Raw genomic sequence first — 22,188 nt, forward strand, 5'->3', positions numbered from 1 at the left:
GGAAAAATAAAGAGTTTCAAACCCACGCAGGTGGGTTTTGCCTGTGTAGACGCGAATTTTATTCGCCAGATCGGTAAGAAATCAGACTATATTACAAAATGTAAATCTATCTAAAACCCTTACCAATGACCAATGACTAATGACAATCCTGACTAGTTAACTTTAAATTGTGCTGACTTACTTATGACATTAGCTTCAAAACCTAAACTAAAAAACACTCTAGGAAATTGTGCTCACTCAGCCCTTCAAAAACACTTGAAGAAAACCGTAAAGTGGGAAGCAGCAGTGAAAAAAGATAAAGACCCCGAAGCACTGCATCAAATGAGAGTGGGAATGCGGCGTTTGCGTACTGCCGTCACTAGATTTGCTCCGGCTTTAGATTTGCCAAAGGCAGCTAGCGATAAAAATATTGGAAAAATAGCACGTTCTTTGGGCAATCTTAGAGATTTAGACGTGCTGAAAGAAACTTTGGAAAATCTTTACCGATCGCGTTTACCCCGTAAAGAACAGGAACGATTACAAACTGCTTTAGGTGTTTTGGGCGAACAACGTGAAGGTGCTCTCTCAGATGTGAAAGTAACCTTAAAGGATGAACGTTACAAGTCTCTCAAAGAGAAATTGCAAGAGTGGTTAGAAGAACCAACCTATCAACCACTGGCAAGTATGGCAATTGAGCAAGTTTTACCAGACTTACTTTTGCCTGAGATTGGTGAATTTTTGTTGCATCCGGGATGGCTGATTGGAACTCAGTTACAGGAAACAGAAATTGTTATTTCCAAAGACTTGAAAGCAGCAAAAGTAGAGCAACAATTGGCAGAAAATGGGGAAACTCTTCATAGCTTGCGAAAACAAGCCAAACGCCTGCGCTACCAGATGGAGCTATTTACTGACATATATGATGAGCCTTATACAGCATATATGGAAGAAATCAAAAGCATCCAAGAAATTTTGGGAGGAATGCAGGATAGTGTTGTTTTGGCAGAATGGCTTGCTCATGCTTTGAAATCAGATGTTCAAAGTCAGTTTCCTACGCTTGCAACTTTGTTAGCAGAGAATCGCTATCAATTATGGCAGCAATGGCAACCTTTACAAGAACGTTATCTGAAAGCTGAGACAAGGCAAAGATTTCATTCCATGGTGTTACAAGTTATTTGATGGTATGATTGAATGACTTCTGAGGTTTGCAGTTTTTACAAATCAAATAGGATTGCTATATGTGTTAGGAGATAAGTGGAAAATGTCAAGTATCAAGCTGTTAGTTGGTTTCACAATAACACTGATAACTTAGGTAGAGAAGGTAAACGCGTATCATTAGTTAAGAAAAAGGAAGCGCCTGCACTAACAGCGGTAGCTAATTGAATAGCATCGGGGGTTCTCAAGGTGTAATCTGCCCTTAGTTGTGCAGCTATTTCAGCAATATCTGGATCAATTTGAAGCGGAGAAAAACCTTGAGAATCAAACATAATATCACGGTACTGTTGAGCCAGTATTGTATTCCCTTGTCGTAAAGGATAGACCAAAACTTCCGTTAGAGTCACTATAGATGTGACAACCCTAAACTCACCCTGATTTAACGCTCGAAAGAAAAGCCGCATCTTTTCTAAATAAGTGGGGTTACGTTCAATAAAATAAATTAAAGGTGCAGTATCCAAGCCAACAATTTGCCCTTGTAATTGGGCTAACCATTCCATGAGTCGCGTTCCTGATTAACATATTCTTGGGCATCAATACCATTCCATACTTCTTTACCCAATCCTTCCAATTCCAAAATGCTACGCTTGGGCTTAGGTGTTATCGTTACTCGTCTACGGATTAATACTGATAATTCTTCAATCAAGCGCATTTGCTCATCAGGAGTGAGGTCTTCAGCTAAACGTCGAACTTCGTGATAATTGGACATATCTTGTCTCCCTAATATATTCCCATATCATAATAATTCAGTAGTTGAGGGAAGTGATTCTCAAAACTGGAGTTAAGCATTATTTTACTACGTATTAAAGGTTACACCATCTCAAACTCCAAATTATGATTTTTGAGAAAATCGTAAGTGAAATGGTCTACAACATTGGTATCGCTCAATTCTAAATTGTAAAAATCCACAACCTCGTGTTCAAAGTAAGGTCCAGCATGCCAAGTTCCCACTTCTAACTTGATAAAGCAATTTCCTGGGATACGAAAAGCTGCTATATCCTCTAATACTGGTTCATTTACGCCATTTTTAGGAGGACAAACTGCCATTAACCAATCTTTTCCTTCCAAAGAACCCAAACACTGAGTGCATTGAACATGGCGGGTAATTTTGTGAAATTTCCGCCCTCTACTTTGCAGTTTCATGATATAAAAGCGGGGGATGCCTCGATCTAATATCAATTGAGCATCTTCTTCATCAAAGTATTTTCCGTCTTGGCTGGGAAAAATCACTTGTCCGTATCGGCGAAAGTTCTCAGGGGTTATCCATTTAGCCTGTAACTGCTGAACTGTCTTTGATGTCGTCATAAACATTATATTAGATAGAAGATTCTTACTTTATCCTTTATTCTTTATACTTTATACCTTTTAAGGGTTTATCTATGACAGCCAACTTTAGCAGACGTCAGTTCCTTTTATATAGTTCAGCTACCTTGAGTACTAGTTTACTATTGAAAGCTTGCAGTAATAATTCAGCAACGACAGGAGATAGGGGAGGATTTAAGATAGCGATCGCACTTCCTGGAGCGATCGCAGATAAAGCTTGGAATCAATCTGGTTACGAAGGCGTACAGCTAGCAAAACAAAAACTGGGTGCAGAAACCTCTTATGTTGAACAAGTTGCACAAGCAGATCAAACGGAAGCGCTTTCAGATTTTGCACGTCGGGGGTATAACCTGATTGTTGCTCATGGGGGGCAATTTGATGCAGCAATTCAACAGGTTGCACCCAAGTTTCCCAAAACCTTTTTTGTTGGTGTCAATGGAGCAGTCAGTGGTACCAACATAGCTTCTTTGAGGATAGATCACCTGCAAACAAGCTACTTATGCGGTATTATTGGTGCATCAATGACAAAGTCTAATAAGTTAGCATATATTGCAGGACAAGAATTTGAAGCAACTCAACAAGAATTGCGTGGTTTTGAATTGGGGGCAAAATCCGTCAAACCAGATATCAAAATTAGCTCTACCTTCACGGGTGATTGGAATGATGTTGCTGAAGCAAAAGAAGCAACTGTTGCCATCATTTCTTCCGGTGCTGACGTTATCTATCAGTGGTTAGATAACGCCTCACCTGCTGTCTTGCAAACAGCCAGTGAAAAAGGAGTGTATGCCTTTGGTAATACTCTAGATCAGCTAGAAATTGCACCTAAAGCAGTTTTAACGAGTGCTGTTAAACGGCTTGATTTAGCAATAGCTTTTTTAGCAGAACTAGCAAAACAAAATCAAATCAAAGGACAAATTTATACAATAGGTTTAGAAAACCCAGAGATATTAAACTTAGGAAAATTTGGGACGATGGTTTCCAAGCCACTTCAAGAGAAAGCATTGAATACAATACAAGAAATTGTTGCTAAAAAAATTACTTTTGACAAATGTCAGGAAGGCGGAAAAAATACCCGATGTGTGAAAAAAGTAGGAGCATAACAACATGATTTGAAAATAGGGCCTTGTTTCCTGTTAGACTTCTACATCCCACTGTATTATTTCGTAGTTTTGTTCAAAAATCACACAGGAGTCCTATAAACTATTACCTGTTGTGGTAATTGACTAACAGGGGCGGGTTTCATTTCACCGCGAAAGTCTAGCAGTTGGACAAGGATGAGGTAGGCAATTGCTAAAATGATAGAAATCGCACCCGTAATAATTGCAATTATTTTTCCACGGTTCATAAGTTTTCTCTAACCAAATCTATTTGCTGTATCTATACTTTACTCTGACATAAAGATTTTGTTAAAGCTTTGGTTCGCCCTTGTGTTTCAGCACGGGGCAGCACCAGGTACATTTGTATTGTAGGCTATCCAGACAACACTTATCGAGGTAGAAGCCAATCAATATGATGCCAATGACCCAATTTGGGTGGGTGTTCTTCTTACCAGTTTTGCTTTTTAGCAAAAGTTTATGTTGCAAATTTGTTTTTTTTCTTAAAATACTACGGTGAGTCAATCAATATAACGTAATTAGTAATTTTTGTAGGAGCGAAGTTAGGTGCTTGACCAAATTCTTCAAATTTTACTCAGTCAATGGAAAGCATTGACAAAACTCCGATTTCAGAGGTATGACAAAAACAAGAGACTGTTCTCTGTCTTTCCCATGCCAATTTTTGGAGCTTTTCTTGCTGGGTTATGTCTGAGCTTGTTATTTGCTGCATGTTCAGCTAATAATTCTGCTGACACTTCTAACCCTACAGTGACATCTGTTGCTAACAGTGGTTCAACCAAGGCATCAGTCATTAGATTTGGCTATCAAAAATCAGCAATATTAATTAAATCCAAGGGGGTTTTAGAAAAACGCTTGCAACCTGAAGGCGTATCAGTAGAGTGGATTGAATTTCCTGCAGGTCCGCAACTTCTAGAAGCTTTAAATGTTGGCAGTATTGATTTTGGCCATACAGGCGAATCACCACCAATTTTTGCCCAAGCTGCAGGTGCCGCACTGACCTACATTGCGGGAATAGCCGCTAGCCCTCAAGGTTCGGCAATTCTTATTCCTCAAAATTCCCCCATCAAAACACTAGCTGACCTAAAAGGCAAAAAAATTGCTTTTCAAAAAGGTTCTAGCGCTCACTATATGTTGTTGCAACTTCTAGAACAAGCGAAATTGCAATACAGTGACATTCAACCCGTGTATTTACCACCGGCTGATGCTCGCGCCGCCTTTGTCAAAGGTAGTATAGATGCTTGGTCTATTTGGGACCCCTTTTATGCATCTGCTGAAAAAAACGCCAATGCTCGTGTTTTGATAGATGGTACGAATATCAACAAACAAGGCGGATATTATCTAGCTAGCCGCAAGTTTGCTAATGAGAACCAAGAAACGATCAAGGCGGTATTAGAAGAAATTCAAAAATTAGAGGCATGGTCTGATAAAAATCGGGAGGCTGTAGCGGAAACTCTTTCACCCGTATTGGGAATTGATTTGGACACTCTGAAAAAAGCAACTAATCGAAAACGTTTTGGGGTTGTACCCATCACTGACGATCTAATTGCTACACAACAGCAAGTTGCTGATACATTCTACAACTTGAAGTTGATACCGAAGAAGATTGATGTCAAAGAAGCTATGTTAAAACCAGAAGAATACGCTTCATTGTCTCCCAAAATATAATTTGGTTAGTGGTTAGTGGTTATTGGTTATTGGTGGTAGCCCTACCTACACTTGCCCGTCCTTTATTTATAAGCGGGCAAGATGCCCGCACCACAAGAGATTTTGGCCCGCACCACAAGAGATTTTGGCCCGCACCACAAGAGATTTTGTATTTGGAAACCACTCACAACTAACCACTAACCACCAACAGCTAACAACCAAGAACTAACAACTAACAACCAGAAACTTATGACAAATCCAACAGAGTTGTTACATCACCGCTATGGTGTTGATACCATCAATACAGATACTCCTTGGAACAATACTTTAGCAAATTTGCTTTCTCACCGTTCGATTCGTGCTTATCTTTCCGATCCTTTACCGTCCGGTACTCTAGAAACTTTGGTTGCTGCTGCTCAATCTGCATCTACCTCCTCTAATCTTCAAACATGGAGTGTAGTGGCTGTAGAGGATGCACAACGCAAAGAAAAATTGTCACAACTGGCTAGAAATCAAGCTCATATTCGGCAATGTCCTCTATTTCTTGTATGGCTGGCTGATTTAGCCCGTCTGGCTTACATTGCTGAGAATCGCGGTTTGCCTCATGAGGGTTTGGATTATTTGGAAATGTTCTTGATGGCAGCTATAGATGCAGCATTGGCAGCGCAAAATGCAACTGTAGCGGCTGAATCTCTTGGCTTGGGAACGGTTTATATTGGTGCATTGCGTAATCATCCTGAGGAAGTCGCTGAAGTTCTTAATTTGCCCCCACACGTCTTTGCTGTGTTTGGATTGTGCGTGGGCTATCCAAATCCCGCTCAACCTGCTGCTATTAAACCACGTTTGTCCCAGTCGGCTGTATTGCATCGGGAAACTTACAAGCTGGCAGAACAAGATGAGGCAATCGCACAGTATAATGAGGTCATGAAAGCTTTTTACACCTCGCAAAAGATGAACATTCCAGGCGACTGGTCGGAGCATTCTGTGAAGCGAGTTATTTCGGCTGAGTCTTTATCGGGACGCGATCGCTTGCGTGAAGCGTTGAAAACTTTAGGCTTTGATCTGCGATAATAATGGTTGATTGTCATAGATAATACCATTTCTCTTCTGCAAATCGGCTCTTCCGTACTTAGTGGGCTAATTTCATCTAAAACTTTCTTGAAAGCTTTGTGTACTCAGCTTTTCAAGCGTTATCTCAGCTAGATTTGTCCATAAAGCACTTAGTCAGCGCCTTGAAATCCCATATAATCAGGTTCAGATACGAAGCTTATTGATAATTTGGCCCACTAAGTACGGAAGAGCCAGAAATTCGGGTGATGCTTGAGTCTCTCAGAGATGATGCATCGCATCAAAGCCGCACTCTTGAAGAGTTACGCGACATTCAGAAAGAAGCTAATAAGGTACTAACTGAGTTTGAGCCACCTATCCAACAAGTAATCAAGACAAAGCCAGTTGAAGTTCTTCCTGAATTACTCAACCTGAATAAGCCAAAAGAGATCGAGTTACTTGAACAAGCACTGGTTATGATAGCTTGCTCAACAACTGGTGAAAAGAAGTCATTTTGCGATTGGTTAAACAAGCACAAACCCCTTAGTCATCCAGCAGATTTTGTCAACGAGACTCACGAATTTCTAAAAAACCAGCTTATCAAGCTCGTTATGGATGAAGATCCTCACACAGACTTCCATAACCTTATTAAAAGAGCAAGGGATGAAAATGTAATTTTTTATAAAGACGAATCCGATCCAACTATCAGACCCATATCAATTCTTTTCAATCTGAATGATATCCGAAATCGCTTTGCACATCCTCCTATTATTTTCAGCCAACGGGAAAAATGGAGCAAATCAATCCTCTACCTAATGAACCTTGCTCTTGTTTGGTCAAAAGTTGTTATGGAAGCGGAGGAAGGTGATGAATAATCGTACTCCCGTTTGGGAATGTTACAAACTGCCTGAAATTTCAAAGCATAAAATGCCACTCTCGCTGCTGAGTCCCTTATAATTGAGAAACTAAACGCCAGCGAGACAAAGACTATGTTGTCAAAGGATCTCAAAAATGCGTTACCAAGCACTGACGAATTGCCTTGTAGTGACGATACACCTGTGGATAACGAAGACCAGAACTTTTTGCCCAACGTTTTACTATTTTTACTCAACTCAATCTGGGCAAATCGCACAGATTGGTATTTTGGGGTAGATATGGCAGTTTATCACACTACAGGAGTCAGTCCCAAAGTACCCGTAGTGCCAGATGCGTTTTTAAGCGTGGGCGTAGAACGCAAAAAAGGTGGTAAGTCTCGCCGCTCTTACGCAGTTTGGGAAGAAAATTGGGTAGTTCCCATACTGACATTGGAAATGGTATCACACACACCAGGGGGCAAGTATGATGAAAAAATGGATATCTACACCAAATTGGGTGTGTTGTACTACGTGATTTATAATCCCGAATTTTGGCGACGCGACCGACAGCAACCTTTTGAAGTCTACAAGTTAGTAGATGGTGAGTATAAATTGCAGATAGGTGAACCCTACTGGATGAGTGAAATCGGTTTAGGGATTGGCAGATATCAGGGGATAGTTGCTGGCATTCCCCAAGAGTTATTGTTATGGTATAACGAAATGGGCAATCGCTATTTGACAGGTGAAGAACAAGCCCAGCAAGAACGACTGCGGGCTGAACAAGAACGACTACGGGCTGAACAAGAGCAACTACGGGCTGAACAATTAGCGCAGTATTTGCGCTCGCTCGGCTTTGACCCGGATAATTTACCTAGTGAGTGATGTGATGGTGGCAAGTCCGGTTGGCTGACTACCGTATTGAGGAGTGTAGTCATTTATTCAATTGATAAAAATGTGATTTAAATGACTATGAGCTTATCTACCATTAATGAAATGCACGATAGGCAAATTGCTGCAACTGCTCTAGTTTTGGTAAGTAAAGGTGAGATAGTGCAGTTAGTGACGTGTGACATCAAGCCAACCAAGACTTGCGATAGCGAATCCCCACTGCACATTCAAAGGGCGATAAGCTGGGTACAGCTTGCGCTTCGCGATCGCAACAAAGAAAACCAGGGCATTATGAGGGGATGCCGAAATACCTGGTAAAACAGAAATTTACTTTTGCCTTGTTCGGTAAATTAAGCTAAACTTGTATTAAAACTCATCATGGAACCAACCTTGATGGTACAAATTAAACATAGATTTCAAAGCTTTGAAGAATACCTATCTTATGATGATGGCTCAGATAAACTCTATGAGTTATTTAATGGAGAGTTAATCGAGATGCCTCCAGAATCAGGAACTAATGTTCAGATTGCAAATCGTCTTTTCCTCATTTTTGCGATGATTGTAGGGAGCGATCAAGTTCGAGGACATGGTTTAGAACTGGAAGTTAGAGGAGAACCCAGAAACCGTTATCCCGATTTGACAATTCTTCGTCAAGAGCATATTCAGCAGTTAGCAAAACGCAATACTATTCGCTTATCAATGCTACCTCCTCTACTGGTGATTGAAGTGGTTAGTCCAGGAGAATTGCAACGAGATAGAGATTTCATCGCCAAGCGATCGCAGTATCAAGATTGTGGTATTCCTGAATATTGGATTATCGACCCCGAAACTAAAACTATGTTAATCTTAGAACTTACTGACAAAACTTACATTGAGATAGGTAACTTTGCTGGTAGTAATTTAGTTGTATCTCCACAATTCAATCAACTAAATTTCAAAGTATCACAAATATTTGATACAGAAAATCAAGCTTAGAAATAATTAGTCTACCGAAGCGATCGCATAGATGAGGATTGCGGGCAAACGTCTTCACTTCTCCACTTCAGTTATTTTGATTGAGTGTAATAGCGTTACTTCTTGGTAACTAACTCTTAAACGGTCATTGCGCTAAGCATTTAAATTTTATATATTATTTATCAATGTTTATTACGTGTATTTTAATACATACTTATATTTTTCCATCAACTAGAATACCAACTTAGTTGGATAAAATCAATTTAACTACGTAATCAAACGCTGACTTTATCAAAACTTTCGTCACTACAATTCTCTCAAGAAACAGGGGAATGGGGAATAGGGAGTAGGTAGTAGGGGAAAGATGTTTCTTTCATTCGTAGCGGGTGGTGTGCCGCCCGTGGGGCTGCTCCTAACTATCTCCGATTCAAAATGGGCGTAGTCTGAGTCTGGTTGCGTTGCATACAGTAACTATTTACAAACAAGCCTGTGCAATGCTGCACAACTGATTGCGGATTGTGGTATAAACAAAGTTGGTAACAGTATAGAATCGGTAATAACTCCAACAGTGACTTCCTCTGTACTTGTTTCCAACTCAAAATTAACGGCAGCCAAACTGCCTCCTGCTTAAATTAATAGCTGAAACATATTTTATGCGTTTGACTCGCCGCATCGCAATTGTGTCCTTAACGCTGTCGATACTGGGGTTAGGACAGCCAACTTTCGCTGACTCTGTGTCAGAGGATTACTCAACTTCTGGACAACAAACAGAGTGTTCCGGTGGTCCCTCAGATCATTTCCGCTTGGGTGGTCAGGTTGTAAATCGGAGAACCTTCACCTTATCTGATATTCAGTCATTGCCATCAAAAGAAGTCACTGTCAGCTTTCTAACAGGGCAAGGTGAGGAAACCCATACCTATGTTGGAGTGCCTCTATGGCAACTGATTGAGAGTGCAGGGGGACTTAAACCAAATCCAGACCAAAGTGTAAAAAACAACTTCCTGCGGCAGTACATTGTTCTTGAAGCGACTGACTGTTACCAAGTGACCTTGGCAGTAGGCGAAATTCAACCAAACTTTGAAGCCAAAGACGTACTAATTGCATATGCAACAAACGACGATTCATCATTGGGTCCACAATTGCTAACAAATGAAGGATTTGTCCGTCTAGTAGTGCCTGGTGACTCAAGAGGGGGACGTTACATTACTAACATTAGACGTATTTATGTGCTCTCTGCTCCAGATTTTCGTTTTAAACCCTAATCGAGCGTTCAGAATGGCTACTCGTCAAGTTTCGGTGTAATTAATGAACAGTAATATCAATTCCTAACTCTCTACTAGATTCTAAGCTCTTGCAATATTCAGAAGTTTCTTTGGAGAAACCCTGATATACATTTGAATTTTTGTAAGTTTTTATAAATTACCAACAAAGTTGGAAAAAATCAAGTCAGTTATATTAAAGACTTACTGAGAATAAAGTTGGTTCAAAATCCTTTCCCAAATCAAGAACAAAGAGAAGGAGGCTGAACAAGCCAATGTTTGGCATACATTCAGTGCATAATGTCACTAAGCTTTACCAATAATTTTGGTAAAGTGCCGCGATTGATACAATTTTGGTCACTTATTTCAGCTTTTATGGTTACGGGGCAATTGTTATCTTCTGAATAAGGAGATATCAACCAATTTTGTAAAATAAAGGTGTGAATCACTATAAAATGACTATTTCAGGCTAAAAATTAAGAAAATAGTTTTTGGCGATTCTCCTTCTCTTGTCGGAGACGCTGCGCGAACGCACTCGTATTCTGAGTCCAAATGCGATCGCGAATGCAGCATACACATTCTGGGTCTTCCGTCAAATACTTCTACTGGACTGGCTCTCTAGTGACTCTAAAAAAGGCTTTTATTATGAATCCATCCTTCCTTTCTCCAGATGATATGCCTCCAGCCAAAGCAACCCTATTTGATCAAATGCTCTACAGACAGCTAGAAGAAACGACTAGCAAACGATTTTACCAAACCTGCGGTCCCATTACACGAGCTTTATTATCTAGTTGTCATTGGTATTTCCAGACGAATGCCGATACTTTAACATTACTGATTATTTGCTACGACGTAGAAAGCTACTGGCATATCTCCAATGCTATCCCTTCTCTCCTTAAAAGGTTAAAGTTGTTTTCTAACAAAGCCAAAATGCGTCTTTGTCCCCCAACCGAATTAGGGATACCTTGGGAAATCGAAGTCAATGAAATTTCAAATGATGGAAATAGTTAAGCCTATTCATAGACTTAACCACTCACCAACATTGTTACATTATATATAGTGCAAGATATGAACGATGTTACCTATTGAATGTTCGCTGATTCAGCTATAATCCATTGCAACTCCAACCACAACTGGGGATTATCCTGCTTGAGCCTTGATTTAGGATCTTGCAGCAAGCGTGATGCATTTAAACAGATAACCTCAGCAAGCCCAATATATTTTACGACTTGTCGAAATACAGAGATTTGCGCCCGAACAGATAAAAACACGTGATTTGGACAATAAATTACAATGTAAGGGACAAAATGTACGTGAGATTGTTCCCTGAAAGATTGTACGAGTTGCACAGAACAGTATTTGAGTAATCTCCCTACTTCTGGAAAAGATTGATTGACAATTGTGGTGAATTCTTCAATGAGTTCTTGCTCATACCAACCTGAGTTCGTAAGTGTAAATGCCATACTAAATATTTGGGTAAAGAATTGAAAGATCGTTAACTCGACTAATAACCACTAACCACTAACTTTTAGATGTGGCACTGTACAAAAAGGATAACGGAGCAATTGTTTATCGATGACAGCCCCATTTCTCTTAAACAGAATGAAGTGTTTGAGCAGTTCTGTAAATCTCCGCTTGTCAAAAATTCCTTGAATCAATATCTCTAATTCTGTTTCTCCTTGATGAGGAAAACTTTCTCCATCAATGGTTCGCCAAGGTTGAAACTCTTCCCAATGAGAAGTTAAAGTTCCAACTCTTGCTCGTTCTCCGCAAGCGATCGCCAGAATTTCATTGTAGACAAACAATCTATGATTTTGTTGTTTGTAAGATTGAAGTTCTTGATAAACTTGTTTGAACGTAGTATTTCTACTGCTGATGTCAGTACAAACAATGACTGCTAATGGCAATCCGTTGATGAAAACAATAACATCCCAACAGCGAGTCAAGCCCCTTTCAATTAGGTTAACAGAATAAGTCACTAACCAGTCATTGTTGAGTAAATTAAATGGATCGATGAGCCAAACTTTTTCAGAAACTGTTCGATTGTTGTTCTGATACGCAACGTCTATTCCCCCTGTCAAGTATTGATGAAAAATCTGGTTGCTTTCAAATAAGTCGCCACTCTGGATGCAAATGATTTGAGACATAGCTTCCTTAATTGCATCTGCTGAAACTGTGGGGTTAATCTGTTTTAGGGCTTTGTAGAGGCGATCGCGTAAAACTGTCTTAAAATGATTGCTTTGTTCTGCCCGATATCCTCCTACACTAATCTCCAAGTCTGGTTGGATAGTATATCCAATCACTTCAAACCATGTCAGCCAGTCTTGTAAGGCGACATGGGATTTTTTGTCGAAGCGTCGGCGCAATCTGCCAGAAAAATGCTTGGCTTTTACAGTTGCTACTTGTAACAATTTAAGATTCATCGGAAGGAGAAACTCAGTTTTTAGTTAATGCAGAGTGTCTACTTAAAGTTGAAGTCAACAGAAGAAAATTTTGGTTGGTATATCTCAACAGAAGATATAACCAGCCCCCTAACTATTATCAAAACTGAAGTAGCTTCACAAAACTGTATCAATCGTATCTTTTTACCAACTTTCCTGGTAAAACGATCTGGTTTGATTTTTAACCTTTATTTCCGCGCCCCCTGTACTAGCCTTATCCAAGAAACTTCCAAATAAAAAAATATCCAACTTTTTCTTGTGGTGCGGGCTTCTAGCCCGCCATTGATATAGAACGGGCGAGGACGCCCGTCCCACAAGATGGATAATTTATTTCTTGGACATCCCCAACTCATAAATCAATTGGTGTGGCGAACCTGGACAAGATGCGATCTTTTTGCTTCATAAATTTTTGCAATATAGTCTTAACTTTTCTTAAAATATTTATACGTGTTTTATAAAAATATCGATCAAAACTACCTATGTCACCGTCAAAAATCCAGTTTCCCGAATCTACTGAAGTCGTTTCAGCAACCTCTTCACCGTCATGGCAAATCAAGTTGTTGTACGACGGTGAGTGTCCGTTATGTCTGCGAGAGGTAAACTTTTTGAAAAAACGGGATGCAGGTCGAGGTTTAGTAGCGTTTGTGGATATTGCAGACGAGAACTATACTCCCGAAGCTCATGGTGGTATTGACTTTGAAACGGCGATGGGACGAATTCATGCTGTGCTTTCTGACGGTACAGTTATTAAAAATGTGGAAGTTTTTCGTCGGGTCTATGAGACTTTGGGAATGGGCTGGGTTTATTCTGCCACCAAATGGCCCATTATCGGACCTATTGTCGATGTACTTTATGGAATTTGGGCTGATTTGCGGCTTGCTCTTACCGGACGCCCAAATATAGCAACTATTGTTGCCGAACGTCAAAAGCGCATTGAAGGTAAGAGTCAGGGACGTTGTCGGTTAACTCAAGATAGTGATTGTTGATGCAAAAAAGTTATTTATTATGTTATGTAGGTTGGGGAACCACAAAAAGTGCGTAGGTTCCCCTTGGTGTTTCTCACTTATGCAGGTTTTCTCAAAACAAATAAATTACTATGCGCTAATGCAGGATTCTTTGTCAAAAAGTTATCCAAAATATTTATTGGTTTCCGCAATAAGCTTGGATAGTTATAGCCTATGACCGAGACGCACTCAAATCCGTGCTGTTCAAATAAATACACCCATTCATCGTTTACACTGACACGGAGATGCTTTATATCTACTGCCACATCTTTAGCATATTGAGAGGAAACAGAACCCATACCAGCAGGAACCTTACCAAAAAGCAAGCGAACTCGGCTCCACCACCAAGCCAAGTTAGGAATTGTAATTAATAAATATCCTCCAGGACATACGACACGCTTCAATTCTTCTAGGAACACATCGGTATCCATTAAGTGTTCAATCAAATCCCCTGCAACAACGGCATCGAAAAAGTTGTCTTCAACCGGACAAGGCGACACACCACTAATCCAAACATGAGCCACAATTCCTTTTTCACGTGCTTCTGTCAGTGGTTCTTCTGAAATATCAAAGCCGTGCATCTCTCTGATACCTGCTTGCTGTTGATAATACAAAGCTTGACCGCCTGTACGACAGCCAATATCAGCAACACGTTCTCGACTGGGTAGTTGACGAAGAGTTGAAATTATCAAACTCATTTTCTCCGATGCCCACTCGCACTGTCTCTGTTCCTCGTCTTCAGGCATTACTTGACTGTAGGCGATCGCATTAGCACCTAGTGCTAAGTTTTCATTTAGTTTCATGGCCAGAACCCCTCACTATTTTTTCCACAAAATATAAATATAAGATTGGGTGTTTTCTCTAAAAGTGCCTAAGCATTTTAATACAATCGAAAAAAAATATCGTTGATACGACTCCGATTGCCTTGGCATTGCTTCAAGGCTCTCTTTTTACCTTCAGATCGATCTTTTGGCGATTGCTAGAAATCATCTCATACCACTTTCTCCGCTAGTATTGAGTGTATAATAGCAAACAACAAAACAAATTTAAATGAACACAGATTCAGTGATGGCGTACCGAGTTGTTCCTCATTTAACTGAACATCAGATTTCAGAATTACTGGATTTGTACAAGCAAGAATTTTGGAGTCAGAAACGCGAGCGAGACGATGTTGTGAAAATGCTTGCAGCAACAGATATTGCGATCGCTTTAGTTGATGACAGTGACCAATTAATTGGGTTTACACGAGTTTTAACAGACTTCGTGTATAGAGCAATTATTTATGATGTTATTATCAAGTCAAATTACCGAAAAATGGGGCTTGGTTCTCAATTGCTCAATGCTGTTGTCAACCATCCCAAATTAGCCTCAGTCGAGCAAATTGCTCTTTACTGTCTCCCAGAAATCATTCCTTTCTACGAAAAGTGGGGTTTTACAGCTAATACAGGTGGTATTCAACTGATGTATCGTACCAGTAATCAGTGACCAGTGACCAGTGACCAGTGACCAGTAGCTACTAACCACTAACCACTAACCACTAACAACTAACCACTAACAACTAACAACTAACCACTAACCACTAACAGATAAACAGAGTTAGTGATTATGCTAACCTTAATTATCCTTTATATTTTCAGAAAATCTCTTTCTTGGCGTTCTTGGCGTCTTGGCGGTTATATAATTATTACTTATGTCTTCACTTGTTAAAATCGAAAGCATATACACAGATGGTGCTTGTACGGGTAATCCCGGACCTGGAGGTTGGGGCGTCGTCGTTTATTTCAGTGATGGTTCTATTCACGAAATGGGTGACGCGTACCCTCAAACCACAAACAACAGGATGGAAATGCAAGCAGCAATAGCCGCCCTTGAATTTCTGAAAGAATCAGAACAAACTCAGCCAATCACCCTTTACACTGATAGCGAATATCTCATTAATAGCGTTACGAAATGGATTAAAGGCTGGAAAAACAAGGGCTGGAAGAAGTCAGACGGCAAACCCGTTCTCAACCAAGATCTTTTGGAAACTCTAGATCAACTCAATAACTCGAAGGTTAAATGGGAGTACGTTCGGGGTCATGCAGGTAATATTGGTAACGAACGCTGTGATGCGATCGCCCGTGCTTATGCAAACGGTAGAACCCCCTCCTTAAAACACATGACCTTCTCTCACAAATACGAAAAAAGTGAGGTTGCAACCACAGCATCTGATTTTGAGTCAAACTCTACAATAATTAACAAAAAGAAACAAGAAATCAGGACGCTTGAAACCAATATAACCAATCCTATGGAACCACAAACCTCCCATACTAGCTCTGTATCTGAAGAAGTACCGCGAGAAATGAGGGTTACGCAACTCCGTAACTTAGTGGAAACTCTTCGCATTGCAGACGAAATAGCAGAAAAAGGCTACTTAATCACGAGTTCCGAACTTGCAGACCTGATGGATGTGCATGCAAGTGCAGTCACCAGCCGTGGCGATGAATGGCGCTGGCGGAATTGGATTGTCTCGCGGGTACGGCGTGAAGGTAATCAGATTCTTTGGGAACTAGAACGGGGCGATAAGGTGGAGAGTGAAGAGGAAGGGAGTAGGGAGTAGGGAGTAGGGAGTAGGGAAATTTGGAATTTTCACCACTCACCACTCACCACTCACCACTCCCTACCCATACTTCCTTCCCCTCCATTCTCTGGGGGTGCGAAGTGCAGATAAAAAGATTCGCAGCACTGCTATTGGATCGGCAAAGGGGGAAAGCCAAAATAACCAACCGCCTTTTGCTTGTGCTCGGTCATAGGAAGGTGCGATCGCAAAAAGCAGTGCAAAGCGAATCACCAGTAGGAAGAGATTGAGTCCTAGGAGGAGGGGAGAGGGGGAGGGGGAGAGGGGGAGAGGGGGGGAGAAGGAGAAAAGGATAAGGTAAGTGAGTAAGACCATCAGGGGTAGAGCTTGGACTGAGGTGAGTAGCCATAAATCTCCCCAAAGTTGAGCGCGAGAGGAAGCATCTTTAAGATCGAGGCTTCGCCCCCACTCTTTCCACGTTTCTAGTGCTCCCTCATACATCCGAACCTTTAAAACCTTTGCTCCATCCAAAAAACCTACCTTGTATCCAGAGGCGGCTATATTCCTTGCCAAAGTGACATCATCGCAAAATGAATGACCTGCACTGGTATAGCCTCCCACAGCAGCTAAAACAGAGCGACGGCATAAAAAGCATTGCCCATTTGCCATCACGCGTTCTGGTTGTTCTGAGTTAACGCCAGCTGGGTTAAATCTATAAAGCAGAGTCATCAAGAGCGCTGGTTGCAGCCAACACTCCCCTGGGTACTTAAGAATAAACTGAGGCGATAGAGAAACCAAGTCATATCCTTGAGAGTCTGCTGTCTTGACTAAGGAAGCCACTAAACCAGGTGAGGGCTGAGTATCAGCATCCATACCAAGAAACCACTCACTTGCTTCTGAGCTTTGCAAAAATCCGTTGTGTAGCGCCCAGGGACGCCCCACCCAACCGGGGGGGAGGGGATCGTCTGTCATGAGGCGAAAGCGGGGGTCTTTTTGCTGTGCTGCTTTTACTAAGTCGGGAGTGCCATCACTCGATCTGCTATCGACAACAATCGTTTCCCGAACTTCATAACTTTGCCGACTTAAGCCAGTTAGTAGAGGACTAATACGACTGACTTCGTTTAATGTGGGAATTACGATGCTCACACACCCCAAAATTTCCGGCGTGGGATTTTGGGGTGTAATTGGGGGTTGACGGCTTGGTCCTCTAAGGAGGCGCGACAGCAATATGGCTGTCGCTGGTAGTTGGATGACCAACAAAAAAAGTGAGATAGCATTCGCTATCATCCCAGTATCAATCACAGTTTGTAAAATTTACTTGACAGCAACCTTAACATTTGCTGTTGAAACTTCAGCCGTGGCTGTGGGAGATGTAACTGTGAGATTGTGAATCGCAGTTGCAGACAACCAAAGTACAACAGCAGGAGCAACCCCAAGTCCAAATCCCAAGGAAACTGGTATAAAATACCCAGCACCCAAACTGAGTCCGGCAGCAAAGATAAAGTTGCTCAAGTATACAATAATTGGCACAGTGAGTTGTGATCGCTCTAATTTAACGGGTGTGTTTCTCCACAACAGCGCCGCTACACTCATAAACAAGGCACTTGTGCCGAACCAACCAGCATAGTTTTGATAAGGTGTCCCAAAGAACGCGCCTGGTTGTTCCCAATACCAGAAAGGAAAGGCGGTTTGGCTCATAGCAGGTTCCAAGGCAAAATCCCAACTGGTAAACAGTAAAGCCCCAAGAAGTACTGCAGCAATTTGACGACCTAAAGAGGGTTTTTCGGCTACTTTCAAACCTGTACGAGCGAGAAGGTAGGCTGACAAACCCACATAGAACCAAGATAAAGGAATTGTAAACGGCACAAGCCCCGCAATTTTATATCCCAATCCGCTTAGGTAACTATAGTATCCAAAAGGAAACCCTGTACTGGTTCCCAATAATTCACTCCCTACTGATATCAGGAGAGATGGAACCATAAATAACAGCCAAGTGCGCCATCCCAGGACTCGTGAGGCAAAAATTGAGACAGCTATTGTCCCAAAAATAATGTCTACCACACCACCATCAGCCATACTTAACTGCATAGCTGTCTGTCCAACTCCCCCTCCCAAGTTCAGAATAACTTCAGCATGAGGTATGACTAGTAGAATACCAATCAATCCAAAAACTTTCGCTAAAATATGACCGATCAGGCATATACGCTCAGTGATAACCAGTTGTTTCATGATAATTCCCTTACAAGATGTGATGTGCAGCTACGCATTCTGCTAATAGTTTACAAATGTTTAATAAAATATTTAATACTTTATATAGCACTTCTGGGTAACCTTGCTTTGCTTTCTTTTAGAGAGCATAATCTCCTATTGATTGAAGGAAGAATAAATTATGACGATAAACCTATAGTTTAACTGAATCGGCGTAAGTCCCCCAAATCGGTGGTGGGATATCAGCCAAATGACCACAATGACATCCCTAACCCTTCGTTACCGATGCGATCGGTTATTTTGAGAGAATGCTCGCGCTAAAAATCTAACCCATGTCATTTTTGAAAAGACTTCCTTGGGTTTCCCTCTCTCTTCTGTTGCTAACCTATGCCACCTATGGCTGGTTGATCTCCAAAGCAAAAGCACCCTTGCTTGTATGGCTGCTTGCTGTTACAGCTTCTCTTCTTCTTGTGGGAGGTTTAACCAGTCCCTTAAATAGAGTTGCGGGCTACTCCTTTGTTCTATTCAAGTCCAATCTCAGGTCTTTTACCATGACCGTTTTGGCATCTCTCTTATTCTTTGTCATGGTTGCCTGGTTTCGGGTATTTTTAGATACTTTGGTGATTTTTGCTGCTTCTATCTTGGCAAGAATAGACTTTCAAACATCTAGTTTCAGTCGGAGACAAACCTTTTGGATTTTATCTACTATATCTCTCATAGGTTTGGGCTTGGGTGCGATCGCTCAAAGATTGTTGGTGTCAACCGTACACTTACATTAGGGCTAGGGGCTAAGTTGGTCGAGATCCCCGACAACTCAGGCGAAGTCGGGGATCTCGCAAGTCCTGAGTCCCGTTAAACCTTTACGCCCAATCCAACCAACTTTTCACTCAGTTCCCACAAGCGCTGCGCTTTGTCTTCATCGCTTGCTTCCGAAGAAACCTCTTGAACAAAGGACTTGCCATCTTTCTTTTGTCGATTTCCCCAACTCCAATAAGCGCCCGATTGGTTGTATGCAGGGGAGGTTACTACTTCCGCAACCCTCTTACCAGCTTCCTCTTCAGATACAAAACCGCCAGTGATATTCTTCTGGAAAACTGGGAAAAGTTTCTGAAATAAGGGATAGTGGTCTCGGAACAGCGCTGATGTTGCAACGCATCCAGGATAGAGAGAACTGAAGGTGATGCCGTGTGACTTATGATAGCGCCGATGCAATTCTCTCATGGTCAAGATGTTGCAAACCTTGCTGTCTTTGTAAGCCTTGACAGAGTTAAACTTTTTACCGTCAATCATTGAAATTGGCTCTTTAAATCCCTCTGCAAAACCCTTGAGATCCCCTAAGTCCGGACGTGGGGGAATCTTTCCTCCCAACTCTTTGGGATTGTGTGTTACAGTTCCCAAAATCACCAACCTTGGTTCCGAAACTGGAGAATTTTTTAAATCTTCTAAGAAAAGGTTACACAAGAGGAAATGCCCCAGGTGATTTGTCGCAACGCTCAATTCATAACCTTCTGGGCTTCGCTTTGGTTCCTTTAACAAAGGCATATATATTGCCGCGTTGCATACCAATGCATCTAAAGACCTCCCCGTGTTCCGAAAGTTCTTCACAAACTGCCGAACACTTTCTAAAGAGGCTAAATCCAAATGCGCGATCGCATAGCTATCTTGAGACATACCTACAGATTGGGCAGCTTTTTCCGCCTTGGAGCAATCCCGGCAAGCCATCACCACATGCCATTGCCCGGATTGGGAAAGAACTTTTGCAGCTTGCAAACCGATTCCGGAGGAGGCACCCGTAATTATGACCGTTGACTTCCGATGTTGTTCCATTTTCTTCCGACTTCTTTAAACGATCTCCATGATTTCACATAAATTTATGGTGACGCGAAGTGAGTATCATTTATGAACGAATGTAATGATTCTTTACCGAAGAAAGACAGAGGGCAGAAGGAAAGATTGTAAATAGGAATCATAAATGATTTCTGACAAAATCAAATAGGATAGCTATATTTAAAAATGTTACTACATAACAAAACTTCAAAATTTCTTCAAAAATTTAGACTAAGCTTTCATGACATAGATTATGGTTTATCTCTGTATTTGGCTCGTAGTTGCGCTTTAGCGCTAAAGCACAACTACAAACTCATTATTTTTATAGTTTTTCAGGTTATGATAATGAACTATCTATCTAAAATCCCTCAATTTATACTTTCTTACTTATTAAAAAAAGTGAAAAAAGGGTAACGTAAATTCAGCTATTGACAGTCATTATAAAAACACAAAAGGTAACACAATGAGAACAAATTCTTTAAAAGACCCATTTCTTATTCTTATCGTTGATGATGATTCTTTTATTCGGACGCAACTTCGATTGTGCTTGGAAAAAGAAGGGTATTGGGTAACCGAAGCCAAAAATGGAGAAGATGCGATCGCACTCTGTCAAACTCTGCGTCCTGATGCGGTGCTTCTTGATGCCATGATGACTGGAATTGACGGTTTTGAGTGTTGTTCTCAGTTACGAACAATTCCTCATTGGCAGCACGTTCCTATTTTAATGATTACAGGGCTTGAAGATCAAGCGTCAGTTGACCGTGCTTTTGAAGCAGGTGCTACTGATTATGTCAACAAACCTATTCATTGGGCTGTTTTGCGCCAACGGGTGAAAAAAGCCCTCGAGCAATCTCAGCTTCATCAAAAGCTAGAAATGGCTAACCAAGAATTGCAACGATCTGCGACTACTGACGAATTAACACAAGTCGCTAATCGTCGTCACTTTGAAGAGCATTTGAAACTGGTGTGGCGGAGTATGATGCGAGAACGGTTACCCATATCTCTCATTCTGTGCGATATTGATTTTTTCAAGTTCTATAATGATACTTACGGTCATCAAACAGGCGATAAGTGCCTTTACAAAGTTGCTCAAGCTATTAGAAATGAAGCAAAGCGTTCTACCGATCTAGTCGCCCGTTATGGGGGGGAAGAATTTGCTGTCATACTACCTAATACAAGTGCTGCTGGTTCTGCTTGTGTTGCGGCAACAATTTGTTCTGCTATCCGAACATTAAATATTCCCCATATCAATTCAAAAGTGAGCGATTGTGTTACCATTAGTGCCGGAGTTTCTACAGAAATTCCCAGCGCCCACTCCAGTTATGAAGAACTGATTGCTATGGCTGATAAGTCACTCTATCAGGCGAAAGCAGATGGACGAAACTGCTTTAGACATTATAATCAGCAATTTTTAGTCATCAAACGTTCCCATTATTTTTCAAACAATCAACATTCTTCTGCTAAATGATCGAACTTATTGCAGGAAACATATTTAGACCTTCGATATGGTACGATGGAGAGCGATCTCATTTAGGAAATTAGAACCCCGATTTCTTAAAGAAACCGGGGTTCTGACACCTCAATTATTGTAATCCCTTGCAGTATTGCTAAGTTTTAAAAGTTTTGGGCGAATATAATTCGCGACGATACAAACGCTCGTCCGCCTGCGCGGACTAACGAGAAATTCAGGTTTTGAAACCCACGTAGGTGGGTTTCGCTTGTATAGTCGCGATTACGAACATCGCTAGAACTAGTAGAAATTTCGCGACGATACAAACGCTCGTCCGCCTGCGCGGACTAACGAGAAATTCAGGTTTTGAAACCCACGTAGGTGGGTTTCGCTTGTATAGCCGCGATTACGAACATCGCCAAGGCT

The 22,188-nt window shown here is 41.2% G+C and carries 25 protein-coding genes; 15 read left to right on the plus strand and 10 right to left on the minus strand.

The genetic code is table 11. The features are described from left to right. Positions 1-183 precede the first annotated feature (183 nt). On the plus strand, positions 184-1,155 hold the full coding sequence (locus tag WA1_RS17475; RefSeq protein WP_017746221.1) for a CHAD domain-containing protein: 972 nt from the start codon (positions 184-186) through the stop codon (positions 1,153-1,155). A 110-nt stretch (positions 1,156-1,265) separates the two neighbouring features. On the opposite strand, the gene WA1_RS17480 is transcribed toward WA1_RS17475, so the two are convergent. The 3 genes from WA1_RS17480 to WA1_RS17490 all read right to left on the minus strand — a co-directional run bounded on the left by WA1_RS17480 (position 1,266) and on the right by WA1_RS17490 (position 2,496). Then, positions 1,266-1,691, minus strand: coding sequence for a type II toxin-antitoxin system VapC family toxin (locus WA1_RS17480; RefSeq protein ID WP_017746222.1), 426 nt, complete (start codon positions 1,689-1,691; stop codon positions 1,266-1,268). Continuing rightward, complete coding sequence (locus WA1_RS17485; RefSeq protein WP_017746223.1) at positions 1,679-1,900, minus strand: hypothetical protein; 222 nt, start codon at positions 1,898-1,900, stop codon at positions 1,679-1,681. Before WA1_RS17485 ends, WA1_RS17480 begins: the two co-directional genes overlap by 13 nt. A 101-nt stretch (positions 1,901-2,001) precedes the next feature. Continuing rightward, positions 2,002-2,496, minus strand: a complete 495-nt coding sequence (locus tag WA1_RS17490; protein WP_017746224.1) for an ureidoglycolate lyase — start codon at positions 2,494-2,496, stop codon at positions 2,002-2,004. A gap of 74 nt (positions 2,497-2,570) precedes the next feature. On the opposite strand from WA1_RS17490, the gene WA1_RS17495 reads away from it, so the two are divergent. Beyond that, a complete protein-coding gene (locus tag WA1_RS17495; protein ID WP_026134972.1) occupies positions 2,571-3,614 on the plus strand; it encodes a BMP family protein in 1,044 nt (347 codons plus the stop codon). 80 nt (positions 3,615-3,694) lie between these two features. Here WA1_RS17495 and WA1_RS17500 read toward each other — a convergent pair whose 3' ends face one another. Then, positions 3,695-3,859 carry a hypothetical protein gene (locus WA1_RS17500; RefSeq protein ID WP_017746226.1) on the minus strand — a complete coding sequence of 55 codons (165 nt, stop codon included), beginning with the start codon at positions 3,857-3,859 and terminating at the stop codon, positions 3,695-3,697. A gap of 316 nt (positions 3,860-4,175) precedes the next feature. Here WA1_RS17500 and WA1_RS17505 point away from each other — a divergent pair, with 316 nt between their 5' ends. The 8 genes from WA1_RS17505 (at position 4,176) to WA1_RS17540 (ending at position 11,286) form a co-directional block, all read left to right on the plus strand. Then, positions 4,176-5,294 carry a sulfonate ABC transporter substrate-binding protein gene (locus WA1_RS17505; protein ID WP_017746227.1) on the plus strand — a complete coding sequence of 373 codons (1,119 nt, stop codon included), beginning with the start codon at positions 4,176-4,178 and terminating at the stop codon, positions 5,292-5,294. Positions 5,295-5,522: 228 nt separating this feature from the next. Continuing rightward, positions 5,523-6,344, plus strand: coding sequence for an NADPH-dependent oxidoreductase (locus WA1_RS17510; protein WP_017746228.1), 822 nt, complete (start codon positions 5,523-5,525; stop codon positions 6,342-6,344). 245 nt (positions 6,345-6,589) lie between these two features. Continuing rightward, on the plus strand, positions 6,590-7,195 hold the full coding sequence (locus tag WA1_RS17515) for a hypothetical protein (RefSeq protein WP_017746229.1): 606 nt from the start codon (positions 6,590-6,592) through the stop codon (positions 7,193-7,195). A 114-nt stretch (positions 7,196-7,309) separates the two neighbouring features. Then, the gene (locus WA1_RS17520) at positions 7,310-8,056 is read left to right on the plus strand and encodes a Uma2 family endonuclease (protein WP_017746230.1); all 747 of its coding nucleotides are present in this window, start codon (positions 7,310-7,312) and stop codon (positions 8,054-8,056) included. Between the two features lie 81 nt (positions 8,057-8,137). After that, complete coding sequence (locus WA1_RS59890; RefSeq protein WP_017746231.1) at positions 8,138-8,380, plus strand: hypothetical protein; 243 nt, start codon at positions 8,138-8,140, stop codon at positions 8,378-8,380. A gap of 75 nt (positions 8,381-8,455) precedes the next feature. Further along, entirely contained in the window at positions 8,456-9,037 is a 582-nt protein-coding gene (locus WA1_RS17530) for a Uma2 family endonuclease (RefSeq protein WP_026134973.1), read from the plus strand. A 632-nt stretch (positions 9,038-9,669) separates the two neighbouring features. After that, the gene (locus tag WA1_RS17535; protein ID WP_017746234.1) at positions 9,670-10,278 is read left to right on the plus strand and encodes a molybdopterin-dependent oxidoreductase; all 609 of its coding nucleotides are present in this window, start codon (positions 9,670-9,672) and stop codon (positions 10,276-10,278) included. 642 nt (positions 10,279-10,920) lie between these two features. Beyond that, entirely contained in the window at positions 10,921-11,286 is a 366-nt protein-coding gene (locus tag WA1_RS17540) for a hypothetical protein (RefSeq protein WP_026134974.1), read from the plus strand. A 71-nt stretch (positions 11,287-11,357) separates the two neighbouring features. On the opposite strand, the gene WA1_RS17545 is transcribed toward WA1_RS17540, so the two are convergent. Continuing rightward, positions 11,358-11,738, minus strand: a complete 381-nt coding sequence (locus WA1_RS17545) for a hypothetical protein (RefSeq protein ID WP_017746236.1) — start codon at positions 11,736-11,738, stop codon at positions 11,358-11,360. Between the two features lie 51 nt (positions 11,739-11,789). Beyond that, complete coding sequence (locus WA1_RS17550; RefSeq protein ID WP_017746237.1) at positions 11,790-12,698, minus strand: type I restriction endonuclease; 909 nt, start codon at positions 12,696-12,698, stop codon at positions 11,790-11,792. 497 nt (positions 12,699-13,195) lie between these two features. Here WA1_RS17550 and WA1_RS17560 point away from each other — a divergent pair, with 497 nt between their 5' ends. Further along, on the plus strand, positions 13,196-13,702 hold the full coding sequence (locus tag WA1_RS17560) for a thiol-disulfide oxidoreductase DCC family protein (RefSeq protein ID WP_017746239.1): 507 nt from the start codon (positions 13,196-13,198) through the stop codon (positions 13,700-13,702). A gap of 77 nt (positions 13,703-13,779) precedes the next feature. Here WA1_RS17560 and WA1_RS17565 read toward each other — a convergent pair whose 3' ends face one another. Then, positions 13,780-14,523, minus strand: coding sequence for a class I SAM-dependent methyltransferase (locus WA1_RS17565; protein ID WP_017746240.1), 744 nt, complete (start codon positions 14,521-14,523; stop codon positions 13,780-13,782). 265 nt (positions 14,524-14,788) lie between these two features. On the opposite strand from WA1_RS17565, the gene WA1_RS17570 reads away from it, so the two are divergent. Together WA1_RS17570 and rnhA are read left to right on the plus strand one after the other, a co-directional pair. Then, the gene (locus tag WA1_RS17570) at positions 14,789-15,205 is read left to right on the plus strand and encodes a GNAT family N-acetyltransferase (RefSeq protein ID WP_026134976.1); all 417 of its coding nucleotides are present in this window, start codon (positions 14,789-14,791) and stop codon (positions 15,203-15,205) included. Between the two features lie 205 nt (positions 15,206-15,410). Continuing rightward, positions 15,411-16,319, plus strand: a complete 909-nt coding sequence (gene rnhA, locus WA1_RS17575) for a ribonuclease HI (protein WP_017746242.1) — start codon at positions 15,411-15,413, stop codon at positions 16,317-16,319. A 60-nt stretch (positions 16,320-16,379) separates the two neighbouring features. On the opposite strand, the gene cruG is transcribed toward rnhA, so the two are convergent. Further along, the gene (gene cruG / locus WA1_RS17580) at positions 16,380-17,564 is read right to left on the minus strand and encodes a 2'-O-glycosyltransferase CruG (RefSeq protein ID WP_051077089.1); all 1,185 of its coding nucleotides are present in this window, start codon (positions 17,562-17,564) and stop codon (positions 16,380-16,382) included. A 27-nt stretch (positions 17,565-17,591) separates the two neighbouring features. Then, positions 17,592-18,506 carry a gamma-carotene 1'-hydroxylase CruF gene (cruF, locus tag WA1_RS17585; RefSeq protein ID WP_017746244.1) on the minus strand — a complete coding sequence of 305 codons (915 nt, stop codon included), beginning with the start codon at positions 18,504-18,506 and terminating at the stop codon, positions 17,592-17,594. Between the two features lie 311 nt (positions 18,507-18,817). Between cruF and WA1_RS17590 the strand changes: the two genes are divergently transcribed. Further along, complete coding sequence (locus tag WA1_RS17590) at positions 18,818-19,264, plus strand: hypothetical protein (RefSeq protein ID WP_017746245.1); 447 nt, start codon at positions 18,818-18,820, stop codon at positions 19,262-19,264. Between the two features lie 73 nt (positions 19,265-19,337). Here the strand turns inward: WA1_RS17590 and WA1_RS17595 are convergent, their stop codons facing one another. Continuing rightward, positions 19,338-20,312: a protochlorophyllide reductase gene (locus tag WA1_RS17595; RefSeq protein WP_017746246.1), complete on the minus strand. Its 975-nt coding sequence runs from the start codon at positions 20,310-20,312 to the stop codon at positions 19,338-19,340. Positions 20,313-20,775: 463 nt separating this feature from the next. On the opposite strand from WA1_RS17595, the gene WA1_RS17605 reads away from it, so the two are divergent. Beyond that, the gene (locus WA1_RS17605) at positions 20,776-21,780 is read left to right on the plus strand and encodes a GGDEF domain-containing response regulator (RefSeq protein WP_017746248.1); all 1,005 of its coding nucleotides are present in this window, start codon (positions 20,776-20,778) and stop codon (positions 21,778-21,780) included. The last annotated feature ends 408 nt before the right edge of the window (positions 21,781-22,188 follow it).

Origin of the sequence: Scytonema hofmannii PCC 7110 (assembly GCF_000346485.2) — a bacterium.
In the GTDB taxonomy this organism is placed as follows: domain Bacteria; phylum Cyanobacteriota; class Cyanobacteriia; order Cyanobacteriales; family Nostocaceae; genus Scytonema; species Scytonema hofmannii.

Coding starts and splice junctions, on each gene's coding strand:
- WA1_RS17475 (WP_017746221.1), top strand. CDS start 184: ATGACATTAGCTTCAAAACCTAAACTAAAAAACACTCTAGGAAATTGT.
- WA1_RS17480 (WP_017746222.1), bottom strand. CDS start 1,691: ATGGAATGGTTAGCCCAATTACAAGGGCAAATTGTTGGCTTGGATACT.
- WA1_RS17485 (WP_017746223.1), bottom strand. CDS start 1,900: ATGTCCAATTATCACGAAGTTCGACGTTTAGCTGAAGACCTCACTCCT.
- WA1_RS17490 (WP_017746224.1), bottom strand. CDS start 2,496: ATGACGACATCAAAGACAGTTCAGCAGTTACAGGCTAAATGGATAACC.
- WA1_RS17495 (WP_026134972.1), top strand. CDS start 2,571: ATGACAGCCAACTTTAGCAGACGTCAGTTCCTTTTATATAGTTCAGCT.
- WA1_RS17500 (WP_017746226.1), bottom strand. CDS start 3,859: ATGAACCGTGGAAAAATAATTGCAATTATTACGGGTGCGATTTCTATC.
- WA1_RS17510 (WP_017746228.1), top strand. CDS start 5,523: ATGACAAATCCAACAGAGTTGTTACATCACCGCTATGGTGTTGATACC.
- WA1_RS17515 (WP_017746229.1), top strand. CDS start 6,590: ATGCTTGAGTCTCTCAGAGATGATGCATCGCATCAAAGCCGCACTCTT.
- WA1_RS17520 (WP_017746230.1), top strand. CDS start 7,310: ATGTTGTCAAAGGATCTCAAAAATGCGTTACCAAGCACTGACGAATTG.
- WA1_RS59890 (WP_017746231.1), top strand. CDS start 8,138: ATGACTATGAGCTTATCTACCATTAATGAAATGCACGATAGGCAAATT.
- WA1_RS17530 (WP_026134973.1), top strand. CDS start 8,456: ATGGTACAAATTAAACATAGATTTCAAAGCTTTGAAGAATACCTATCT.
- WA1_RS17535 (WP_017746234.1), top strand. CDS start 9,670: ATGCGTTTGACTCGCCGCATCGCAATTGTGTCCTTAACGCTGTCGATA.
- WA1_RS17540 (WP_026134974.1), top strand. CDS start 10,921: ATGAATCCATCCTTCCTTTCTCCAGATGATATGCCTCCAGCCAAAGCA.
- WA1_RS17545 (WP_017746236.1), bottom strand. CDS start 11,738: ATGGCATTTACACTTACGAACTCAGGTTGGTATGAGCAAGAACTCATT.
- WA1_RS17550 (WP_017746237.1), bottom strand. CDS start 12,698: ATGAATCTTAAATTGTTACAAGTAGCAACTGTAAAAGCCAAGCATTTT.
- WA1_RS17560 (WP_017746239.1), top strand. CDS start 13,196: ATGTCACCGTCAAAAATCCAGTTTCCCGAATCTACTGAAGTCGTTTCA.
- WA1_RS17565 (WP_017746240.1), bottom strand. CDS start 14,523: ATGAAACTAAATGAAAACTTAGCACTAGGTGCTAATGCGATCGCCTAC.
- WA1_RS17570 (WP_026134976.1), top strand. CDS start 14,789: ATGGCGTACCGAGTTGTTCCTCATTTAACTGAACATCAGATTTCAGAA.
- rnhA (WP_017746242.1), top strand. CDS start 15,411: ATGTCTTCACTTGTTAAAATCGAAAGCATATACACAGATGGTGCTTGT.
- cruG (WP_051077089.1), bottom strand. CDS start 17,564: ATGATAGCGAATGCTATCTCACTTTTTTTGTTGGTCATCCAACTACCA.
- cruF (WP_017746244.1), bottom strand. CDS start 18,506: ATGAAACAACTGGTTATCACTGAGCGTATATGCCTGATCGGTCATATT.
- WA1_RS17590 (WP_017746245.1), top strand. CDS start 18,818: ATGTCATTTTTGAAAAGACTTCCTTGGGTTTCCCTCTCTCTTCTGTTG.
- WA1_RS17595 (WP_017746246.1), bottom strand. CDS start 20,312: ATGGAACAACATCGGAAGTCAACGGTCATAATTACGGGTGCCTCCTCC.
- WA1_RS17605 (WP_017746248.1), top strand. CDS start 20,776: ATGAGAACAAATTCTTTAAAAGACCCATTTCTTATTCTTATCGTTGAT.